The sequence below is a fragment of the Tenacibaculum sp. AHE14PA genome (genome assembly GCF_019278465.1).
GTDB classification, from domain to species: Bacteria; Bacteroidota; Bacteroidia; order Flavobacteriales; family Flavobacteriaceae; genus Polaribacter; species Polaribacter bernardetii.
This window is the reverse complement of sequence record NZ_CP058983.1, coordinates 1,898,328-1,917,366: the sequence shown is the minus strand read 5'-3', so window position 1 is coordinate 1,917,366 and position 19,039 is coordinate 1,898,328. Positions and strand designations below refer to the sequence as shown.

The 19,039-nt window shown below is 31.2% G+C and carries 19 protein-coding genes; 13 read left to right on the top strand and 6 right to left on the bottom strand.

Features of this window, described 5'->3' with window-relative positions:
• From H0I30_RS08795 to H0I30_RS08770, 6 genes are read left to right on the top strand one after another with little or no spacing between them, the layout of a single operon-like run.
• Entirely contained in the window at positions 1 to 1,419 is a 1,419-nt protein-coding gene (locus H0I30_RS08795) for an SDR family oxidoreductase (protein WP_218771494.1), read from the top strand.
• 33 nt (positions 1,420 to 1,452) lie between these two features.
• Entirely contained in the window at positions 1,453 to 2,130 is a 678-nt protein-coding gene (locus H0I30_RS08790) for an SDR family NAD(P)-dependent oxidoreductase (protein ID WP_218771493.1), read from the top strand.
• A 2-nt stretch (positions 2,131 to 2,132) separates the two neighbouring features.
• Positions 2,133 to 2,663 (top strand): CIA30 family protein, encoded by a 531-nt coding sequence (locus tag H0I30_RS08785; protein ID WP_255554358.1) that lies wholly within the window; start codon positions 2,133 to 2,135, stop codon positions 2,661 to 2,663.
• 27 nt (positions 2,664 to 2,690) lie between these two features.
• A complete protein-coding gene (locus H0I30_RS08780) occupies positions 2,691 to 3,206 on the top strand; it encodes a glutathione peroxidase (protein ID WP_255554357.1) in 516 nt (171 codons plus the stop codon).
• Positions 3,207 to 3,692 carry an SRPBCC family protein gene (locus H0I30_RS08775; RefSeq protein ID WP_218771491.1) on the top strand — a complete coding sequence of 162 codons (486 nt, stop codon included), beginning with the start codon at positions 3,207 to 3,209 and terminating at the stop codon, positions 3,690 to 3,692. It abuts the gene before it with no gap.
• Positions 3,682 to 4,968, top strand: a complete 1,287-nt coding sequence (locus H0I30_RS08770) for a deoxyribodipyrimidine photo-lyase (RefSeq protein WP_218771490.1) — start codon at positions 3,682 to 3,684, stop codon at positions 4,966 to 4,968. The genes H0I30_RS08775 and H0I30_RS08770 overlap by 11 nt, the downstream gene beginning before the upstream one ends.
• Positions 4,969 to 5,020: 52 nt before the next feature.
• Here the strand turns inward: H0I30_RS08770 and H0I30_RS08765 are convergent, their stop codons facing one another.
• Positions 5,021 to 5,386 (bottom strand): TM2 domain-containing protein, encoded by a 366-nt coding sequence (locus H0I30_RS08765; RefSeq protein ID WP_218771489.1) that lies wholly within the window; start codon positions 5,384 to 5,386, stop codon positions 5,021 to 5,023.
• A gap of 48 nt (positions 5,387 to 5,434) precedes the next feature.
• Between H0I30_RS08765 and H0I30_RS08760 the strand changes: the two genes are divergently transcribed.
• On the top strand, positions 5,435 to 6,322 hold the full coding sequence (locus H0I30_RS08760) for a hypothetical protein (RefSeq protein WP_218771488.1): 888 nt from the start codon (positions 5,435 to 5,437) through the stop codon (positions 6,320 to 6,322).
• Between the two features lie 100 nt (positions 6,323 to 6,422).
• Here H0I30_RS08760 and alaS read toward each other — a convergent pair whose 3' ends face one another.
• Positions 6,423 to 9,050: an alanine--tRNA ligase gene (gene alaS, locus H0I30_RS08755; RefSeq protein WP_218771487.1), complete on the bottom strand. Its 2,628-nt coding sequence runs from the start codon at positions 9,048 to 9,050 to the stop codon at positions 6,423 to 6,425.
• Positions 9,051 to 9,202: 152 nt separating this feature from the next.
• On the opposite strand from alaS, the gene H0I30_RS08750 reads away from it, so the two are divergent.
• From H0I30_RS08750 to H0I30_RS08725, 6 genes are read left to right on the top strand one after another with little or no spacing between them, the layout of a single operon-like run.
• Positions 9,203 to 10,171, top strand: a complete 969-nt coding sequence (locus tag H0I30_RS08750; protein ID WP_218771486.1) for a M23 family metallopeptidase — start codon at positions 9,203 to 9,205, stop codon at positions 10,169 to 10,171.
• A gap of 18 nt (positions 10,172 to 10,189) precedes the next feature.
• Positions 10,190 to 10,519 (top strand): MerR family transcriptional regulator, encoded by a 330-nt coding sequence (locus H0I30_RS08745; protein ID WP_218771485.1) that lies wholly within the window; start codon positions 10,190 to 10,192, stop codon positions 10,517 to 10,519.
• Positions 10,520 to 10,532: 13 nt separating this feature from the next.
• Entirely contained in the window at positions 10,533 to 11,141 is a 609-nt protein-coding gene (locus tag H0I30_RS08740) for a LemA family protein (protein ID WP_218771484.1), read from the top strand.
• A gap of 2 nt (positions 11,142 to 11,143) precedes the next feature.
• Entirely contained in the window at positions 11,144 to 11,584 is a 441-nt protein-coding gene (locus H0I30_RS08735; RefSeq protein WP_218771483.1) for a TPM domain-containing protein, read from the top strand.
• Positions 11,585 to 11,590: 6 nt separating this feature from the next.
• The gene (locus tag H0I30_RS08730) at positions 11,591 to 12,400 is read left to right on the top strand and encodes a YgcG family protein (protein WP_218771482.1); all 810 of its coding nucleotides are present in this window, start codon (positions 11,591 to 11,593) and stop codon (positions 12,398 to 12,400) included.
• A 10-nt stretch (positions 12,401 to 12,410) separates the two neighbouring features.
• On the top strand, positions 12,411 to 13,262 hold the full coding sequence (locus tag H0I30_RS08725) for a hypothetical protein (RefSeq protein ID WP_255554356.1): 852 nt from the start codon (positions 12,411 to 12,413) through the stop codon (positions 13,260 to 13,262).
• On the opposite strand, the gene H0I30_RS08720 is transcribed toward H0I30_RS08725, so the two are convergent.
• The 4 genes from H0I30_RS08720 to H0I30_RS08705 form a co-directional block, all read right to left on the bottom strand.
• Positions 13,255 to 13,620: a DUF423 domain-containing protein gene (locus H0I30_RS08720; RefSeq protein WP_218771481.1), complete on the bottom strand. Its 366-nt coding sequence runs from the start codon at positions 13,618 to 13,620 to the stop codon at positions 13,255 to 13,257. The genes H0I30_RS08725 and H0I30_RS08720 overlap by 8 nt on opposite strands.
• Before the next feature lie 16 nt (positions 13,621 to 13,636).
• On the bottom strand, positions 13,637 to 17,293 hold the full coding sequence (locus tag H0I30_RS08715) for a metallophosphoesterase (protein WP_218771480.1): 3,657 nt from the start codon (positions 17,291 to 17,293) through the stop codon (positions 13,637 to 13,639).
• A gap of 27 nt (positions 17,294 to 17,320) precedes the next feature.
• Complete coding sequence (locus H0I30_RS08710; RefSeq protein WP_218771479.1) at positions 17,321 to 17,902, bottom strand: NTP transferase domain-containing protein; 582 nt, start codon at positions 17,900 to 17,902, stop codon at positions 17,321 to 17,323.
• Between the two features lie 116 nt (positions 17,903 to 18,018).
• Positions 18,019 to 19,038 carry an XdhC family protein gene (locus H0I30_RS08705; protein ID WP_218771478.1) on the bottom strand — a complete coding sequence of 340 codons (1,020 nt, stop codon included), beginning with the start codon at positions 19,036 to 19,038 and terminating at the stop codon, positions 18,019 to 18,021.
• Position 19,039 lies beyond the last annotated feature (1 nt).

Here is a 19,039-nt window from a genome sequence, read left to right as displayed (position 1 = left end):
ATGAAAATTCTAATCACAGGAACCACAGGTTATATTGCCAAACGATTGGTGTTAAAGCTGCAAGAAGCCGGGCATCAACTAGTTTGTTGTGTGCGTGATTTACAACGAATTCCTGATGAGATAGAGCACAAAAAAAACATTGAATTTATAAAGGTAGATTTTTTAGATACTGAAGAAATAGTATTGCCAAATGATATTAATGTGGCTTATTATTTAATACATTCAATGGCTACAGATGCTGTTAATTTTGAAGATTTAGAACAAAATTGCGCTAAAAACTTTAAAAGTTTAGTAGAAAAAACAAATTGTAAACAAGTAATTTATTTAAGTGGTATTGTAAACGATAGCTCTTTGTCTAAACATTTAGCATCCCGTTATCAAGTAGAACAAAACTTACAATCAACAAAATATGCACTTACTACATTCAGAGCAGGTATTATTGTAGGTAGCGGAAGCGCTTCTTTTGAAATTATTAGAGATATTGTAGAGAAATTACCGGTAATGGTAACTCCTAAATGGTTAAATACAAAATCACAACCAATTGCCATTCGTGATGTATTAACTTTCTTAGAAAGAGCTGTGGCGAATGATAAGTTATATGATAAATCTTTTGATATTTGTGGTACTGAGGTATTAACATACAAGCAAATGCTTTTACAATTTGCAGAGGTAAGAGGTTTTAAAAGGTACATTTTAACATTGCCTTTATTATCTCCAAAATTATCTTCTTATTGGTTGTATTTTGTTACTTCTACATCATTTAATCTAGCGCAGGCTTTGGTGGATAGTATGAAAGTAGAGGTAATAGCCAAACCAAGTGATATCAATCAAATTTTAAATATTCAACCTATTTCTTACAAGGAATCTGTTGATTTGGCATTTCAGAGAATAGAACAAAATACAGTTATTTCAAGCTGGAAAGACGCGATAAGTAGTGGCGTTTTTCAAGATCAGCTATCTGATCATATTCAAATGCCCGAATATGGTTGTTTTAAAGATATCAGATCGATTAAAGTTACTGATGAAGATTTTACATTAAATAAAATCTGGTCTATTGGTGGTAAAAATGGTTGGTATAGTTTTAACGGATTGTGGAAAATAAGAGGTTATGTTGATAAAGTTTTTGGAGGTGTAGGATTACGTAGAGGTAGAACTCATGATACTTATTTAGAAGCAGGAGATCCGTTAGATTTTTGGCGTGTTTTATTAGCTGATAAAAAAGAAAAAAGATTATTACTGTTTGCAGAAATGAAGTTGCCAGGAGAAGCTTGGTTAGAATTTAAAATAGTAAAAGGTAAATTATATCAAAAAGCTGTGTTTAGACCTAAAGGCGTATTAGGGCGTTTGTATTGGTATTCGGTTTTGCCATTTCATTCTTTTGTTTTTAAAGGGATGATAAATGCATTGGTTAAAAAATAAAATTAGAAACAAACTATAAACTAAAAAGAACAGATGAAAACAATTTTAGTAGTAGGAGGAAGTAAAGGTATTGGAAAATCTTTGGTTGATGTGTTAAAGGACACTCACAAGATTATCAATATAAGTAGAAATGAAATTGAAGCTCACGAAAATATTACACACTATTCTTTAGATGTTTTAAATGATGAGTTGCCAGATTTAGAAACTATTAACGGATTAGTTTACTGTCCAGGAAGTATTAACTTAAAACCTATAGGTCGCTTAAAATTAGACGATTTTCGTGAAGATTTTGAAATTAACGTAGTAGCTGCGGTAAAAATTATCCAGAAATATATCAATCCGTTAAAAAATAATAACGGTAGCGTTGTGTTGTTTAGTACAGTGGCAACAAAAATGGGAATGCCTTTTCACGCTAGTGTTTCAGCAAGTAAATCGGCAGTAGAAGGCGTTGTTAAGTCTTTAGCCGCAGAATTCGCTACAAAAATTAGGTTTAACTGTATTGCGCCAACTGTTACAGATACAACTTTGGCAGAAAGATTGTTACGAAATGAGAAGCAGCGAGAAGGAATGAAACAACGTCATCCTCTTCAAAAAATATTAGAACCTACCGAAGTTGCTAGTCTTGCAGCATATTTATTGTCAGATGTAGCATCATCAATTTCAGGACAAGTTTTTCCTATTGATGCAGGAATCGTATCTTTAAAATTATAATCATGAAAGTGTTAATTAACGTCTTGTTAATTGCCTTTTGTATAACAGAAATTATGGTGTTTGATTTTAGTAAAAAAGAAAATATAAATAATTGGAGTATTACCAATGATAATGTAATGGGCGGATTATCTTCTTCTAAAATGGTTATTAATGATCAGGGTGAAGGTGTTTTTTCGGGATCGATTTCTACTGATAATAATGGTGGTTTTGCGATGACGCGGTTACCTGTAGATATAACATTATTGGAAAATACGGCTAAGCTTGTGATTAAATTAAAAGGAGATGGTAAAAAATATCAATTCAGAATTAAATCAGAAAAAGAGCAACGTTTTTGGTACATACAGTCTTTTCAAACATCAACAGAAACAGAGAAAATAGCATTACCTTTAAATGCTTTTTATGCATCATTTAGAGGCAATAAATTAGATATTGAAAATTTCTCTGCAAAAGAAATAAAAGAAATTGCGATTCTTATAGGAAATAAAAAAAACGAAGAATTTAAATTAAAGATCAACAACATAACACTTCAATAAATGAGAACATTAAAAATAACTTTACTTATGGCATTATTTAGCTTTTTAGGAAACGCACAAACAGTAACACCTAAAGAATCTTTATACGATATTAAAATAGAAGGAATAGACGGTAAGAATCTAGACCTGAATCAATATAAAGGAAAGAAAATATTATTTGTTAACGTGGCATCTAAATGCGGATTTACAAATCAGTATGACGGTTTGCAAGAATTGTACACTAAGCACGGCGATAAATTGGTGGTTATAGGTTTGCCTTGTAATCAATTTGGTAGCCAAGAACCTGGTGCAGAATCAGAAATTAAATCTTTTTGTACGCTAAACTTTGGTGTTGAATTTCCGATGACAGAAAAATTAGACGTAAAAGGAGATAATCAACATTCTTTATATAGTTGGTTAACAGATAAAGAAAAAAATGGTAAAATGAATTCTTCAGTAAAATGGAATTTTCAAAAATACTTAGTAGATGAAGAAGGTAGGTTAGTGGATGTTTTTTACTCTACAACAAAACCGATGAGTTCTAAAATTACGAAACTTCTATAAATGATAAATTTTAAAAAACATTCAGGAATTTATACGTTAGAAACGCAGCAAGAACTAAAAATGTCTTTAGATAAGGCTTGGGATTATTTTTCTTCACCAGAAAATCTAGCTAAAATAACGCCTCCGAAAATGGGTTTTAACATTACCTCTAAAGTCGATAAAAAGGCATATCAAGGTCAGATAATTACCTATAAAGTATCTCCGGTTCCGTTTATAAAAACAAATTGGGTAACCGAAATAACTCAGGTTAAAGAACAACAGTTCTTTGTAGATGAACAGCGTTTTGGTCCTTATGCTATGTGGCATCACGAACATTGGTTTGAAGAATTAGAGAACGGAAATACGTTAATGAAAGATAAAATATCGTATAAAATACCTTTTGGGTTTTTAGGACATATAGCGCAAGCGTTGTTTATAAAAAAGCAATTGCAAACTATTTTTGAATACAGATATGTAATTTTAGATAAAGCTTTTAATGGAAAATAAGATTGCTGTTTTTTGGTTTCGAAGAGACTTGCGTTTAGAAGATAACGTAGCATTACATAACGCATTAAAATCAGGAGGTAAAATACTTCCTGTTTTTATTTTTGATGAAGAAATAATTGATAATTTACCAAAAGACGATGCTAGAGTTTCTTTTATTTATCAAACGTTACATCAGTTAGATACAGAATTAAAAAAAGAAGGTTCATCACTATTAATTAAAAAAGGAAATCCTCTTAAAATTTGGGAAAGTTTAATAGCTGATTATAATATTACGGCAGTTTATACAAATAAAGATTACGAGCCGTATGCTATAAAAAGAGACCAGCAGGTTGAGGCATTTTTAGGTTCAAATAACGTTGGTTTTTACAGTTATAAGGATCAAGTTATTTTTGAGAAAGATGAGGTTGTAAAAAAAGACGGCTTGCCATATACGGTTTATACGCCATATAAAAATAAATGGTTGCAACAGTTTAATACCGAAATTGATACGAAAGAATTTGTTATTAATTTTTCTGATTTTTATCATTTTACAGCAGATTTTCCAACTTTAAAAGCAATAGGGTTTGAAAAGGGTTCGATAAAGGTAAAGCCATATAATTTATCGAGTTTATCGAATTATGATGAGATACGAGATTTCCCTTTTCAGGATAAAACATCGTATTTGTCGCCTTACTTTCGTTTCGGGTTGGTTAGTGTTCGTAAAATGGTTCTTTATGCTTTAAAAACAAACGCGACGTTCTTAAACGAATTAATATGGCGAGAGTTTTTTATGCAAGTGCTGTTTCATTTTCCTAAAGTTGTTACTAATAACTTTAAGCAAAAATATGATGCCATTCCGTGGAGAAATAATGAGGAAGAATTTAAAAAATGGTGTAGAGGAGAAACTGGTTACCCAATGGTTGATGCTGGTATGCGACAATTAAATAAAACAGGTTACATGCATAATCGTGTGCGAATGGTTACTGCTGGTTTTTTGTGCAAACATTTATTAATAGATTGGCGTTGGGGAGAAGCTTATTTTGCTGAGAAATTATTAGATTATGAATTATCTGCTAATAACGGAAACTGGCAATGGGCTGCAGGAACCGGCTGTGATGCAGCACCGTATTTTAGAGTTTTTAATCCCGAATCTCAGTTAAAGAAGTTTGATAAAGATTTAGAGTATATTAGAAAGTGGATTGAAGATTTTGATGAATTAACATATCCAAAACCAATGGTTGAGCATAAATTAGCAAGAGAAAGAGCTATTTCAACTTATAAAAAAACATTAAACTAAAAAAGGCTCAAAGAAATTAATCTTTGAGCCTTTTATGTACTAAGTTAATTTATTAAAATGTTTTAGAATAACTTCCGTTCTTAGGTGTTAAATCACCAGTAATGATTCTAATAAAATCAATAAGTGTCCAAATACCTAAACCACCAAGAGTTAAAATTTGAACAACACCTTGCCAAGTGTATCCTAAATAAAATCTGTGAACACCAATAATACCAACAACCCAACATAAAATAAGGGCAACGATTTGGCTTTTACCAGATGACATAGCCATTGCAGGTGCATTGCTTTTTTCGATTTTCTCTCCTTTAACAACTTCAATGTTTTCTTTGTTTTTCTTTACAGGAAAAGAAGCTTCTGCTGTAGATGTAAATAAAAAGAAAGAAAAGATAAAGCTTAAAATAGTAATAGATTTTTTCATAGTATGAATTTTTTTAGTTTTAAATTCGCACGAATTTAAAATAATTTTATGAAAAGTAAACTAATATTTTTTTTGTTTTTTAACTTTTTTGCTTCTATAGTTTTTTCTCAAAAAGCAGAGAAATTTGATTATGAATTTTTAGGGGTTTTAATGTTGAATAAAACACAGTTATATTCATATAAATTAGAATTTAATATAGATAAGGATAGTATAAGAGGATATTCTTATACTGATATTGAGGGTGATAACGAAACAAAGTCTTATGTTTTTGGAACCTTTGATGAAAATACAAATGAACTAGTGTTTGAAGAAAAAGATGTTTTATATACAAAATCAGATGTTTTAACAGACGAATTCTGCTTTATCAAATCTAGAGGTAAATTAAAACTTAGGAGTGCAAAAAAATCATTTGATTCTGATTTTGAGGGAGTTTATCCAAATGGAGAAGTTTGTGCGTCAGGTAAAATTAAAATAGTTGGAACCAAGTTTGTTCAAAAGAAATTAAAGAAAATATATAAGAAAGTTAAAAAGAAAAAAAGGATAGATTCTGTTGTTAAAGAAAAATTAAGACCAGATAAAATTTTAACCAAATTCGGAAAAACAAACCTTAATGAAGATGAAACAATAACTATTTTTCTAAATAAAAACCAAGCAAAGTTTGAAATTTGGGATTATGGTAAAGAAGATGGTGATGTTGTAGATGTTTATATAAATGGCAAAAAAGTATTAGCCAACTTAAAGCTAAAGACAGAGAAAAAACATCTGCTAATTAACTTAAAAAAAGGAAATAATACAATAGAAGTTAAGACAATTAACTCTGGAAAAATTAAAACTAATACCGCGAAAATTAAAATCTATGAAGCAAATAGATTCTACGAATTTTTATCTAATATAAATAAAGGGAAATCTGCTAAAATCAATATCGTTGTAAAGTAATATTGATTCATAAAAAAACACCTCTATAGAAATATAGAGGTGTTTTTGGTTTTATATATCACAACTTATATTATTATATTATAAAGTGACAATAGATATACTATGCAATATAATCTTTTGCTTTTTCTAAAGCTTTCGGAATTCCACCTGGGTTTTTACCTCCTGCAGTAGCAAAGAAATTTTGTCCACCTCCACCACCGTGAATTAGTTTTCCTAGTTCTCGCACAACTTTTCCTGCATCATAACCACGTTCTGCAGCTAGTTCTTTAGAAATATAACAAGTTAACATTGCCTTGTCTGCTTTTTCAGAAGTAGCAAAAAACAAGAATAAATTATCAAACTCTTTACCTAAAGCAAAAGCTAAATTTTTAATTCCGTTTGCATCTAAATCTACTTTAGTTGCTAAAAACTGAACACCATTTATTTCTTGTAATTGATTTCTTAATTCGCCAGATAAATTTTCAGCCTTGTCTTTTAATAACTGTTCTATTTGTTTCTTTAAAGCTGTATTTTCATCTTGTAAGCTAGTTACAGATTTTACAACGTCCTTTGGGTTTTTTAATAACTGCTTTACCAAAGTTAAATTACGATCAACATCTTCAAAATAATCACCAACGGCAGCATTTGTAATCGCTTCGATTCTTCTAATTCCTGATGCAACTGCGCCTTCAGATTTTATTTTAAAGTACCAAATATCACCTGTTTGCTTTACGTGCGTTCCACCACATAATTCCATAGATTGGCCAAATTTAATAGCTCTTACAGAATCTCCGTATTTTTCACCAAATAAAGCAATAGCACCTTCATCGATAGCTTGTTGCATTGGTATATTTCTTTTTTCAATTAAAGAAAGGTTTTCACGAATACGTGCATTTACAAAACCTTCTATTTCTTGTAATTTATCTGCATCTACTTTAGCAAAGTGAGAGAAATCAAAACGTAAGTGTTTTGCACTAACCAACGATCCTTTTTGCTCTACATGTGTTCCTAAAATAGTGCGTAAAGATTGGTGTAATAGGTGTGTGGCAGTATGGTTACTTGCTGATAAATTTCTAGTTTCTTCATTTACAACAGCTTTAAATTTTTCTGATAAATTTTCAGGTAAATTTTTAGTGTAATGAATAATTAGATTGTTTTCTTTTTTAGTTTTTAAGATATAAATTACATCACCGTTAGAAGTTTCAATATAACCTACATCACCAACTTGCCCTCCTCCTTCAGGATAAAAAGGTGTCATGTTAAATACCAATTGGTATTGCTCACCATCTTTTTTAGTTGATATTTTTCTGTATCGTGTTAACTTAACATCAGCAGCCAAAGTATCATATCCTACAAACTCTTCTTCATCATCTTCAATTAAAATATTCCAGTCATCGGTTTCAATAGCAGTTGCTTCTCTACCTCTGTCTTGTTGTTCTTTTAAAGCTTTGTTATATTCTTCTTTGTTATAATCTAATCCGTTTTCAGATAAAATTAAAGCAGTTAAATCTTCAGGAAAACCATACGTATCTTTTAGTTCAAATACTTTTCTACCCGAAATTACCTTGTCAGAAGCATTGGTGGTTATTGTGTTTAATAATAATAAACCTTGTTCTAATGTTTTTAAGAAAGAATGTTCTTCTTCTTTAATTACATTGTGAGCTAGTTGTTCTTGTGCTTTTATTTCAGGAAAAGCATCTCCCATTTGTGCACTTAAAGTTTCTACTAATTTGTAGATAAATGGTTCTTTTTGATTTAAAAAAGTAAATCCGTAACGAATAGCTCTCCTTAAAATTCTTCTAATCACATAACCAGCACCTGTGTTACTAGGTAACTGACCATCTGCAATAGAAAAAGCTACCGCTCTTACATGATCTGCAATAACACGAATTGCAATGTCTGTTTCGTCTCCAGCTACTTTTGGATCTTCATATTTTACACCAGTAATAGTTTCGATTTCTCTAATTATCGGAGTAAAAACATCCGTATCATAATTAGATTGTACACCCTGAAGTGCCATACATAAACGTTCAAAGCCCATACCAGTATCAATATGTGTTGATGGTAAGTTCTCTAAGCTTCCGTTAGCCTTACGGTTGTATTGCATAAAAACTAAATTCCAAACTTCTACAACATGCGGATGATCTAAATTTACTAGTGATGCACCAGATACTTTTGCTTTCTCTTCCGCAGAGCGGATATCTATATGAATTTCAGAACATGGTCCGCAAGGTCCTTGCGCTCCCATTTCCCAAAAATTATCTTTTTTATTTCCTAATAAAATACGGTCTTCAGCTATGTATTGTTTCCAAATGTCATACGCTTCGGTATCTTTTTTTAAGCCTTCTTCTTCATCACCTTCAAAAATAGTAACATATAAAATATCCTTATCTATTTTATATACTTCGGTAAGCAGTTCCCAAGCCCAGGCTATTGCTTCTTTTTTAAAGTAATCTCCAAAACTCCAGTTTCCTAGCATTTCAAATAACGTATGATGATAGGTATCTTTACCTACTTCTTCTAAATCGTTATGTTTTCCTGAAACACGTAAACATTTTTGAGAATCAGCAACTCTAGTATTTACTATTTTTTTTTGACCTAAAAAAAACTCTTTAAAAGGAACCATACCTGCGTTAACAAACATTAAAGTAGGGTCGTTTTTTAACACCATTGGTGCAGATGGAACGATTTTATGGTTTTTAGATTTGTAAAATTCTAAAAATTTTGATCTTATTTCTTGAGATTTCATACGGTTAGCGCTCGAAATTTTGTTAAATAATTATTAAAAAACAACTTAACAAAAGTAGTTTTAAAACATTTTGTAAATTTGTGTGTTGTCAAACAAAAGTTCTTAAGAGTTTTTGCTTGTTTAACGTGCACAAAAATAGTATATTTAGTATTATGGCGAAAGTAAAATATTATTACGATCCTGAGACGTTATCTTACCGAAAAATAGAATCAAAAAAAAGCGAGAAATATAAAAAGTCCTTTTTAGGAATTGTTAGTGCTTTATTGGTTGCATTCTTTGGTTTTATAGGGTTTAGTCAGTTTTTAATGTCACCTAACGAAAGAGCTCAAAAAAGAGAAATAGAGAATTTTAAGTTGCATACAGAACTAATGTCTAAAGAATTAGTTGTGTTGTCAGAAAGATTATCTGAGCTACAAGAAAGAGATGATAATATATATAGAGCGTATTTTGAAGCAAGTGCTATACCACAAGAGCAGCGTAAAGCAGGTTTTGGAGGTGTGAATAGGTACAAGCATTTAGAGGGGTTTAAAAATAGTGCAATGATTACCAATGCAACAAGAGAAATAGAAATACTATCGAAGCAGATGGTTGTGCAATCAAAATCACTAGACGAAATTGTTAGTTTGGCAAAAGAAAAGGAAAAAATGTTAGCCTCTATTCCTGCCATACAACCTGTGAAAAATCAAGATTTAAAACGTATGGCATCTGGTTATGGTATGCGTATGCATCCAATCCTTAAAACGAGAAGAATGCATAATGGAATGGATTTTACAGCTCCAAAAGGTACACCTATTTTTGCTTCTGGTAATGGTGTTATAGCTAAAGCTCATAGAAGTTCTACTTTTGGTAAAGTAGTATATATAGACCATGGATATGGGTATAGAACTATTTATGCGCACATGAGTAAAATTATAGCAAAAAGAAAGCAAGAAGTAAAACGTGGTGATATAATAGGCTATGTTGGTAATACGGGGCGCTCTATGGCATCACATTTACATTATGAAATTCATAAAGATGGTAGACCTGTAAATCCTATTTATTTTTATTATGGAGATTTAACTCCAGAAGAATTTATTGCAATGCAAAAAGCATCACAAGAAAACGGACAATCATACGATTAATTAGAACTTACTAAGGAAATGTATGTAGAACTACCTGATAAAAGATACTATAAAATAGGAGAAGTATCTAAAGCTTTTAACGTAAATGTTTCACTAATCCGTTTTTGGGAACAAGAATTTGAGGTTATTAAGCCTAAAAAAAACGCAAAAGGAAATCGGTTATTTACAAAAGAGGATATTGAGAATTTTAAGTTGATATTCAATTTAGTAAAAGAAAGAGGTTTTACTTTAGATGGCGCAAAACAAAAGCTTAAAAAAAACCCGAATGATGTAGTTAATAATCATGAAGTTATTAGTAGGTTAGAAAGAGTAAAAGCAGAATTAAAAAAAATTAAAAATCAATTATAGAAAATCAATTATTATGAAAAAATGGTTAGTGCCTTTAGTTATTATTGGAGTATTAGTATTCGTAGTCTTTAAATGGGTTGTAGGATTTAATAATACAGCAGTAAGATTAAATGAAAATATTGCGGAATCTTGGGGTAATGTAGAAACTGCATACCAAAGAAGAAGTGATTTAATTGGTAATTTAGTTAAAACGGTACAAGGAGCTGCTGATTTTGAAAAATCGACACTTACCGAAGTAATCAACGCAAGAGCCAAAGCAACATCAATAAATATTGACCCATCAAAAGTAACACCAGAACAACTAGCACAGTTTAATAAAGTTCAAGGTGGTTTAAGTGGTGCCTTAAAAAGTTTATTAGTAACAGTAGAGCGTTATCCTGATTTAAAAACAAATCAGAATTTCTTAAAGTTACAAGATGAATTAGCAAGTACTGAAAATCAAATTTTAACAGTTAGAACTCGATTTAACGAAGCTGTAAAACCTTATAACAATCATGTAAAAGTATTTCCTAATTCTATTTTAGCAGGGTGGTTTGGTTTTGAAGGTAAACCTTATTTTGAAGCGGAAGCTGGTGCAGAAAAAGCTCCGGATGTTAATTTCGATTTTGGAACTAAAAAATAAAAATGTCTAAAGTAGAAGATTTTCTCACTAAAGAAGAAGAGCAAGAAATAATTTCAGCTATTAAAATAGCCGAATTAAATACCTCTGGCGAAATTAGAGTACATATAGAAGCATCATCTCGTAAAGATGATGCTTTTAATCGTGCTTTAGAAGTGTTTCATTCTTTAAACATGAATATAACAAAACAACAGAATGCTGTTTTAATTTACGTAGCTGTTGAAGATCATAAATTTGTAATTTATGGTGACCAAGGAATAAATAAAGTGGTACCAGCCAATTTTTGGAATACTACAAAAAACACGATGCAAAACCATTTTAAAGAAGGCAATTTCAAAAAAGGAATTGTTGAAGGAGTTTTAAAAGCAGGAGAAGAATTAAAAACTCATTTTCCTTGGCAAACTGATGATGAAGATGAATTGTCTAACGAAATATCTAAAGGATAAAGAATCTTGAAGAAAACCACACAAATTTTATTTTTTATAATCGGATTGTTGTTTGTCCAAACAACATTTTCTCAAGGATATAAAATTCCGGATAAACCAAAAGAACAAACAAGTGTTTATGATTATGTTGGTTTACTTTCTGATGCTCAAAAAGCAACTTTAGAAAATAAATTAATTAAATATTCAGATACAACTTCTACTCAAATAGTGTTAGGAATTATCGATTCTACAAACGGTGAAAGTATCGGAATCTTAACTCCGAGATGGGCACATGAATGGGGTATTGGGCAAGCTAAAGAAGATAACGGTGTTTTTATTCTTTTAGCAAAAAACGACCGAAAAATATGGATTTCTCCAGGATATGGAGTAGAACATAAATTAACAGCCGGAATTGTAGGTGAAATAACCAGGAATTACATCATTCCGCAATTTAAAAGAGGCGATTTTTATGCTGGATTAGATGACGGATCTAACGCTATTTTTAAAGTTTTAAATGGCGAGTATAAAGGAACTCGCAAAAAATCTAAAAAAGGTAAAGATTATAGTTTCATCATCTTTATTATAATTGTAGTTATCTTTTTTATCGTTATTTCTAGAGGGAATAAGGGAAATGGAGGTGGAGGAAAACGAAATTATAGAGGCTCAACATCAAGAAGTATTTTAGAAACCATTATTTTAAGTAATGCAGGTCGCGGAGGTTTTGGCGGCGGCGGCGGTTTTGGTGGTTCTTCTGGCGGTGGATTTGGTGGCGGAGGCTTCGGAGGAGGTTTTGGCGGCGGCGGATTTAGCGGTGGTGGTGCTGGTGGTAGCTGGTAAAATAATTGTTATGATACAAAGAAGCTTCGTTTTAATATCTTTTTTTTTAATAGTTAGTTGCCAGAATTTTGGTCAACTAAAAGTACTTGCAGATTTACCAAATTCTTTAAAAGAGGTTTCAGGAATAGAAAAGATAAAAAATGCTGAATTATTATGGATGCTAAATGATAGTGGAAATAAGCCTGTTATATACGGCGTTAATACCAACGGATATATTATAAGAGAAGTTGTTGTTAATGCTAAGAATAACGATTGGGAAGATATAACATCCGATGAAAAAGGGAATTTATATATTGCTGATTTTGGAAACAATAATAACAAACGAAAAAACTTAAAAATACTTAAAATTTTTCATCAAGATTTAATAGAGAAAGATGCTGTTGAGGTAACAAAAATTAAATTCTCTTATCCAGATCAATATAAGTTTCCGCCGAAAAAGAAAGATCGTTTTTTTGATGCAGAAAGTGTATTCTATCACAACGGATTCTTATACGTTTTTACAAAGAGTAGGGTGAAAGGAAAGTATGGTAAAACGACTTTGTATAAAATTCCCGCAATAAAAGGAAATCATGAAGCAAAGTACATTTCAACTTTCGAAAATTGCGCTGATATACACTGCTCGATAACGGCTGCAACGATATCTCCTAACGGAAAAAAAGTAGCCTTGTTAAATCATCAATCGGTTTTTGTATTTACCAATTTTAATGAGGATGATTTTTTCTCAGGAGATGTAAAAGAATTTGCATTAGAACATGTTTCTCAGAAAGAAAGTCTCAGCTTTAAAGACGATACAACACTTTATATCGCCGATGAAAAAACAAAGTCGTTAGGTGGTAAATTATACGAGTTTACGATTAAATAAACTCGAGTAATAACATGATCCAGCCTGCAACTAACAGTAAGCCACCTAAAGGGGTGATTGGTCCTAAAAACTTCATTTTTTTACCTTTAGCATCCGATAAGACTAATCCGTAAATACTAAACGAAAAAAGAACAATTCCGATTATGAAAGACCAAGCCATAAGTTGATTTGGTATAGAAAAAGAACTCCCTATAAATAATAAAACAATTGCGTGATACATTTGGTATTTTACGCCTGTTTCAAACGATTTTAATTGATCTTCGGATAATATTTTCTTTAAAGCATGTGCACCAAAGGCACCGAAAATTACAGCTAATCCGCCAAATAAGGCGCCAGATATTAATACTATTTGTTGCATCTTTATTATATTTATATTAAAAGTTGAATCCCATTGCAAACGCGATTCTTAAACCATCATCACTATTAAAGGCAGAAAGGTTACCTGTCATCATATTAGCAGCATTAAAGAAAATTCCACCACCAATAGAAGTATTCCAGTTTTTAGAATCTACGTTTTCAAGCCACACTTTACCATAATCAAAACCACCATAAACACCAATATGTAATGGTAATAAACCTGTTTTTAATTTTCTTAAGTTTAAGCGAATATCAGTACTTTGGTAAAATGCATCTTTACCTATAAAACGTTCGTTTCTGTAACCTCTTAAGCCATTATTACCACCTAAATTTGCACCTTGATAAAACTCATATTCATTACCAAAAGTAACATGACCTTTAAACTGCGTAGCGAATACGATTTGCCCGCTAGAAACTAATTTATAATCAAAAGAAATAGAAGGGATAACGTATGTAAAATTGTTATTGTTTGTTAAATTAGAAGTGTAACCAACCTGTAAATTTGTTTTCATTCCCATAGTTGTAAAAGCTGCATTGTCTGTGTTTTCGAAAGAATAACTAGCTTCTGCGTTTAAGAAATTTTGACTATTAAAATTAATAGGTTGTGTTGAAATAAAACGATTAGGAGTTTTGTCGACTTTAAAAGATTGATAATTTAAACCTAATGTTATTTTAGCGCCGAGATCTCCTACCCAATAAACAGATGATCCTGCTATGATCTTTCTTATTTTCACTCGGTTGTAATCTCTGTCTTCAATGCCATCAGCTTCTAAATTTATTGAGTTGTTACCAAAATCAAAGAAGTTTACAGCATAGTTCGGACTTGTATACATTGCATTAAAACCTAAGTTCCAACGACCAATAATATTAGCAAACTCACTAGAGTAATTTATTTCAAATCCGTTTGTTGCAAAATAGTAAGCGGCAGATATTTCATGCTCTGAAGTAAAAGGGTTTCTTTCAAAACCAAAGGTGGTATATGTGTTTGAAACACCTATTTTAAGACCATCGTCTGGATTAAAACCTACATACGGAGTAAATACATTGGCGTTGTTTTTTAACTTCTTATAATCGTAAACATTAGTTTCGTAATCGTCTGTTAATTTTACAGCACCTTTGTTGGTAAGAAAGGTGTTTTTCTTTGTTTTATGATCGTATATTTTTACTTTTTTACCATTAATAATATTGTAGATATCGTTGTTCTGGCCTCCAATAATTCTAAGTTTAATTAAATCTTTACCAGTACCTTTTACAACAAATACATCATCATCATCTAAACCATAAATCCAAATTTCTTTAGTTTGTGAATAGCTGTATGTTTTTTGATGAAAAACAGTTCCTTTTTCACCTTTTTTTATTCTGTATGCTGTAACTTTTGTTTTTCCGCTATGAAACCTTTCTATTTCAAATAAATCATCTTTATGAGTACCTTTTATTACTTGAAACTTATTGATATCCCCATAATAAGTGTCGGATATTTTTTGTAAATTTTTTCTTCTTCCTTGTAGTTTTCTTTTAATAGTGTTTATAGTTTTACCCTTTACTTCATCCGGAAAATTAGTAAAAGCTTTATCTATAATTTTATCTGTAATATTAGAAGTGATATGTTTTACTTGTGCATCCCAAGCGCTTTTGTCTGATTGGCTTATTAAAAACATATCTAAGGGATACGGCTCTAAATTAAACCATTTAGGGCTTTCGATATCTTCTTCATAAGCTTTCATTAAACGCAAGGTCGGAATCATTTCTGTTGCTAAACTTAATATAAGACCATCTCCCATAATAGAAAAAGCTTGGTCTCTATCTCTAGGAACAGGTCGATAAATAGTGTGTTCACCTTCTTCAAAAACAGCCCAGCGCCATTGGTCTTCATGCCTGTCCCAATCACCAATTAACATATCAAATAGACGAGCTCTGATATAAGAAGCTTCATCTAATTGGTGTTTTTCGTTTTTAGCTAGTTTTTTTAATAAATCGTCTGTACTTATTATTTCATTAGAGAAACCAAAACTAGCTTTGTCTCCATGACCAGAAGCAGCACGTTCTTCTATCATATATAATTCGTCGCCAAATTCAGTATTAAAAGAACCTAAAGAGTTTTGTTTTGGCACATAGTATAAAACAGGGTTTGTATGATAAACGCCAACAGCATCTGCTAAAGTTCCGATAACAAATGGTGCGTATGGATGCGAACCCGTAAAAGCATCTAGCAATAAACCTTCTGTATACGTTTCGTCGAATTGACCTTGTATGTATTGGTCCCTAAAAGCTACAGCCTGTAAGTATTGTACAGCATTCTTTCGCAAGGCGCGCATTACATATTCTCTACCTTCTTTATCATGTAAACGCAACGATTTAGATTGGTTTCCACCTCCTTTTCTTACAGGTGTTAATCCTCCAAATAAGGTATCTAATTTTATAGTTGGTACGGTTACTTTTGTACTAAAAGATTCACGATAACGTTCTCCCCAAAAATGCTTATAAAATCTGCTTTTGGTTGTTTCTTTATCGGTATAAACAGCTGCTTTTTTTTCTGTTATTTTAAGAGTAGGATATGTCGTAAATTTTTTGTTTTTATCTGCAGGTAATACTTCCGTTTCATAAACAATTTTATCATCATTCACAGCATAAAAGCGCACACTTGAAGAACCGTCTTTATAAACATCTAATTTAGCAAAACCCTGACTTCCATAAGTAAATTTTGCACCGCCAGTTAATTTAGTAGCAGTAGTTTTAGAACCCGAACCACTTATTATTTGCGGAATATTATCTTCAACAATGTATTGCAAACTATGCTCATGACCCGAAACAAAAATAGTCTTATCGTTTTCTTGCGCTAATGTTACAATATGTTTTTTTAACTCGTTGTATTTTTTGTTTTGTAAATCGGTATTTGTGATTCCTGTTGTTTTCCTTAAAAGATTTTTTAAAGTTCCTAAAACGGGTAGCGGTGTCATATGACTAACAAGAGAGTAGTAACCCCCATGAGAACCGTTAGTAAACATTGGGTGATGCATAGCAATAATGGTTGTTTTACCTCTTGCTTTTTTTATCAAGCCTTTAAATTCTTCAAAAAACTTTACCCTTGTTTTTATTTCGCAATTATCGTTTATTTTAGGATGATTATCCCAATTAGTAACGTACCAATGGGTATCAACAATAATTAAAACAACATCTTCAGATATTTTTACTTTTTCTAAAGGGCAACCACTTTCTGGTAAAAAAGAATTTTTACCTAATGCTTTTTCAACTAATTTCTCCTCTCTTTTTAATCCGTCTAAACCATTATACCAATCATGATTACCAGGAATAAAAATAGATCTTCCTGCAAATTTTTTAGCAATAGCTGTTTGCGCTTCAATTCTGTGTTTTGCTAAAAGGTATTTTTTGTTTTTTTTAGAAGGAATACCTGTTTCATAAACATTGTCTCCTAAAAAAAGTAATGTAGCATTTTCGGTTGCGTTACTTATGTGCTTCTCTAAATATGCTAAGGCAGGCGATACAGAGTCTAATTCAGAATTTCCGGCATCACCAATTAAATAAAAAGAATGGGCAATTTTCTTGTCAGATTTTGTTTCTTTATTTTTTTCCTTAGTAGCATATTGAGCTTTAAATGTAGCACAGCCGGTTATTAAAAAAAGAGTGGCAAAATATAGAAAATATCTAAAATTCATAAAGTGATTAATTGAACTGTAAAAATACTATTTATTGATTAGTTTCTGATAATCTTCCTTAGTATCAATGTCAATTAAATTAAAAAGAGGCATTTTTATAGTTTCAGGTACATTATTGTTTAGAAAAAGTGAAGCGCCTTTATCTCCTTTTAAATTTAATAATTGATTAAAATGTTTTTTTGGAAAAATTGCAGGTACACCTCTTTTTGTTTCATAATTAGATACTATTATTTTCTTCGGATTTTCTTTAGATGTAATTATCAATTCATCTAAATACTTCGGGTTTATATTTGGTTGATCGGCTAGCGTAATTAAAACGGAATCGAAATTTTTAGCAATTATATGGTTTACTCCAGCTACAATGCTTGTGCTTAGTCCGTTTTTAAAATCAGCGTTAAAAATGGTTTCAATTTTATATTGATCAATTTTTTCTTTAATTATTGCTTCCTTTGCCCCTAAAACACAAAAAATGGCGTTCGCTTTTGATGTTTTTGCTTGTTCAATTGTCCAACCTAATAACGTGGTTTTTTTATACGGAAGTATTTGTTTTGCGATTCCCATGCGAGAAGAACTTCCTGCAGCAAGTATTAGTATTGCAATTTTTTGCATTCTTGATTAGTATTATTTTAAACGGAATTTCAATTTTTACTATCATTACGAGTAAAGTAATCTGTTTTATTTAGTGAGAGATTGCTTCATTACATTCGCAATGACGTATTTTGAAATCAGGTATGAATTTTTCCTGTAATTTTTTTTAAAGAAAAAACTTCCTTTTTACGAACTACAGATAAGATTTCAGCTAAAATAGATAAAGCAATTTCTTCCGGAGTTTCTGCACCAATATGTAAACCGGCAGGTGTGTGTATTTTGTCTAAAAATGTATCGCTTATTTCAGGAGCGAAATCAAATAATTCATTTAGTAATTTTTCACGTCGTTTTGCAGCACCTAAAATTCCGATATAAACAGGGTTTTGTTCTTGTAATTTTACGAGCCAACGTAAATCATACGTAAAATTATGATTCATTATTACAATTGCTGTGTGTTCATTAATATCATCTAAATCAATAATTTCTGGTGTTTGTGCTACTACCGATTTTGCTGTTGGAAAATCTACTAATTCTTTTGGGTCGTTAATAGAGGTAACCACATCTACCTCCCAACCTAGTTGTGTTGCTTGTGAGCATAATTTTACAGCATCGTGCTCTCCACCAATAATCAATAAGCGAAATAAAGGTTTTAGTGTTTGTTCGAAAACGAGTGATTCATTTTTTTTAGTTGATTTAAAATCTTTGTGAAAAGTAAATTTACAGTTGCTATTAAACTGAATTATAGAACCAAAATCTCCAAAAATTTCATCTTCTTTTTTGTAAAAAGATTCAATTTTAAATGATTTTCTATTGGATAAACTATCAGAAAAAGCATTTATGAACGTTGTTGAAATTTTAATAGGTTCTAATAAAATATATAAAACACCTTCGCAGCCTAATCGATAACGCCCATCGTAGGTTATAACTTTTGATTTTTGATCTCTAAAAACCGATTGCGCTCTTCGTTGTACTTCCTTTTCTACACAGCCACCACTAACGGCTCCAATCATTTTTCCGTCGTCAGATAGTAGCATTCTAACCCCGGGTTTTCTATACGAAGAACCGTCTAAGTCAACTACTGTAGCTAATACGTTTTGTATTCCGTTTTGTTGATTTAAAATAACCTGCTGTATAATTTCTTTGAATTCGTGGGTCATG

Excerpts from the sequence above, each read along its gene's own strand:
- H0I30_RS08795 (WP_218771494.1), top strand. The coding sequence starts at position 1 with ATGAAAATTCTAATCACAGGAACCACAGGTTATATTGCCAAACGATTG.
- H0I30_RS08790 (WP_218771493.1), top strand. The coding sequence starts at position 1,453 with ATGAAAACAATTTTAGTAGTAGGAGGAAGTAAAGGTATTGGAAAATCT.
- H0I30_RS08785 (WP_255554358.1), top strand. The coding sequence starts at position 2,133 with ATGAAAGTGTTAATTAACGTCTTGTTAATTGCCTTTTGTATAACAGAA.
- H0I30_RS08780 (WP_255554357.1), top strand. The coding sequence starts at position 2,691 with ATGGCATTATTTAGCTTTTTAGGAAACGCACAAACAGTAACACCTAAA.
- H0I30_RS08775 (WP_218771491.1), top strand. The coding sequence starts at position 3,207 with ATGATAAATTTTAAAAAACATTCAGGAATTTATACGTTAGAAACGCAG.
- H0I30_RS08770 (WP_218771490.1), top strand. The coding sequence starts at position 3,682 with ATGGAAAATAAGATTGCTGTTTTTTGGTTTCGAAGAGACTTGCGTTTA.
- H0I30_RS08765 (WP_218771489.1), bottom strand. The coding sequence starts at position 5,386 with ATGAAAAAATCTATTACTATTTTAAGCTTTATCTTTTCTTTCTTTTTA.
- H0I30_RS08760 (WP_218771488.1), top strand. The coding sequence starts at position 5,435 with ATGAAAAGTAAACTAATATTTTTTTTGTTTTTTAACTTTTTTGCTTCT.
- alaS (WP_218771487.1), bottom strand. The coding sequence starts at position 9,050 with ATGAAATCTCAAGAAATAAGATCAAAATTTTTAGAATTTTACAAATCT.
- H0I30_RS08750 (WP_218771486.1), top strand. The coding sequence starts at position 9,203 with ATGGCGAAAGTAAAATATTATTACGATCCTGAGACGTTATCTTACCGA.
- H0I30_RS08745 (WP_218771485.1), top strand. The coding sequence starts at position 10,190 with ATGTATGTAGAACTACCTGATAAAAGATACTATAAAATAGGAGAAGTA.
- H0I30_RS08740 (WP_218771484.1), top strand. The coding sequence starts at position 10,533 with ATGAAAAAATGGTTAGTGCCTTTAGTTATTATTGGAGTATTAGTATTC.
- H0I30_RS08735 (WP_218771483.1), top strand. The coding sequence starts at position 11,144 with ATGTCTAAAGTAGAAGATTTTCTCACTAAAGAAGAAGAGCAAGAAATA.
- H0I30_RS08725 (WP_255554356.1), top strand. The coding sequence starts at position 12,411 with ATGATACAAAGAAGCTTCGTTTTAATATCTTTTTTTTTAATAGTTAGT.
- H0I30_RS08720 (WP_218771481.1), bottom strand. The coding sequence starts at position 13,620 with ATGCAACAAATAGTATTAATATCTGGCGCCTTATTTGGCGGATTAGCT.
- H0I30_RS08715 (WP_218771480.1), bottom strand. The coding sequence starts at position 17,293 with ATGAATTTTAGATATTTTCTATATTTTGCCACTCTTTTTTTAATAACC.
- H0I30_RS08710 (WP_218771479.1), bottom strand. The coding sequence starts at position 17,902 with ATGCAAAAAATTGCAATACTAATACTTGCTGCAGGAAGTTCTTCTCGC.
- H0I30_RS08705 (WP_218771478.1), bottom strand. The coding sequence starts at position 19,038 with ATGACCCACGAATTCAAAGAAATTATACAGCAGGTTATTTTAAATCAA.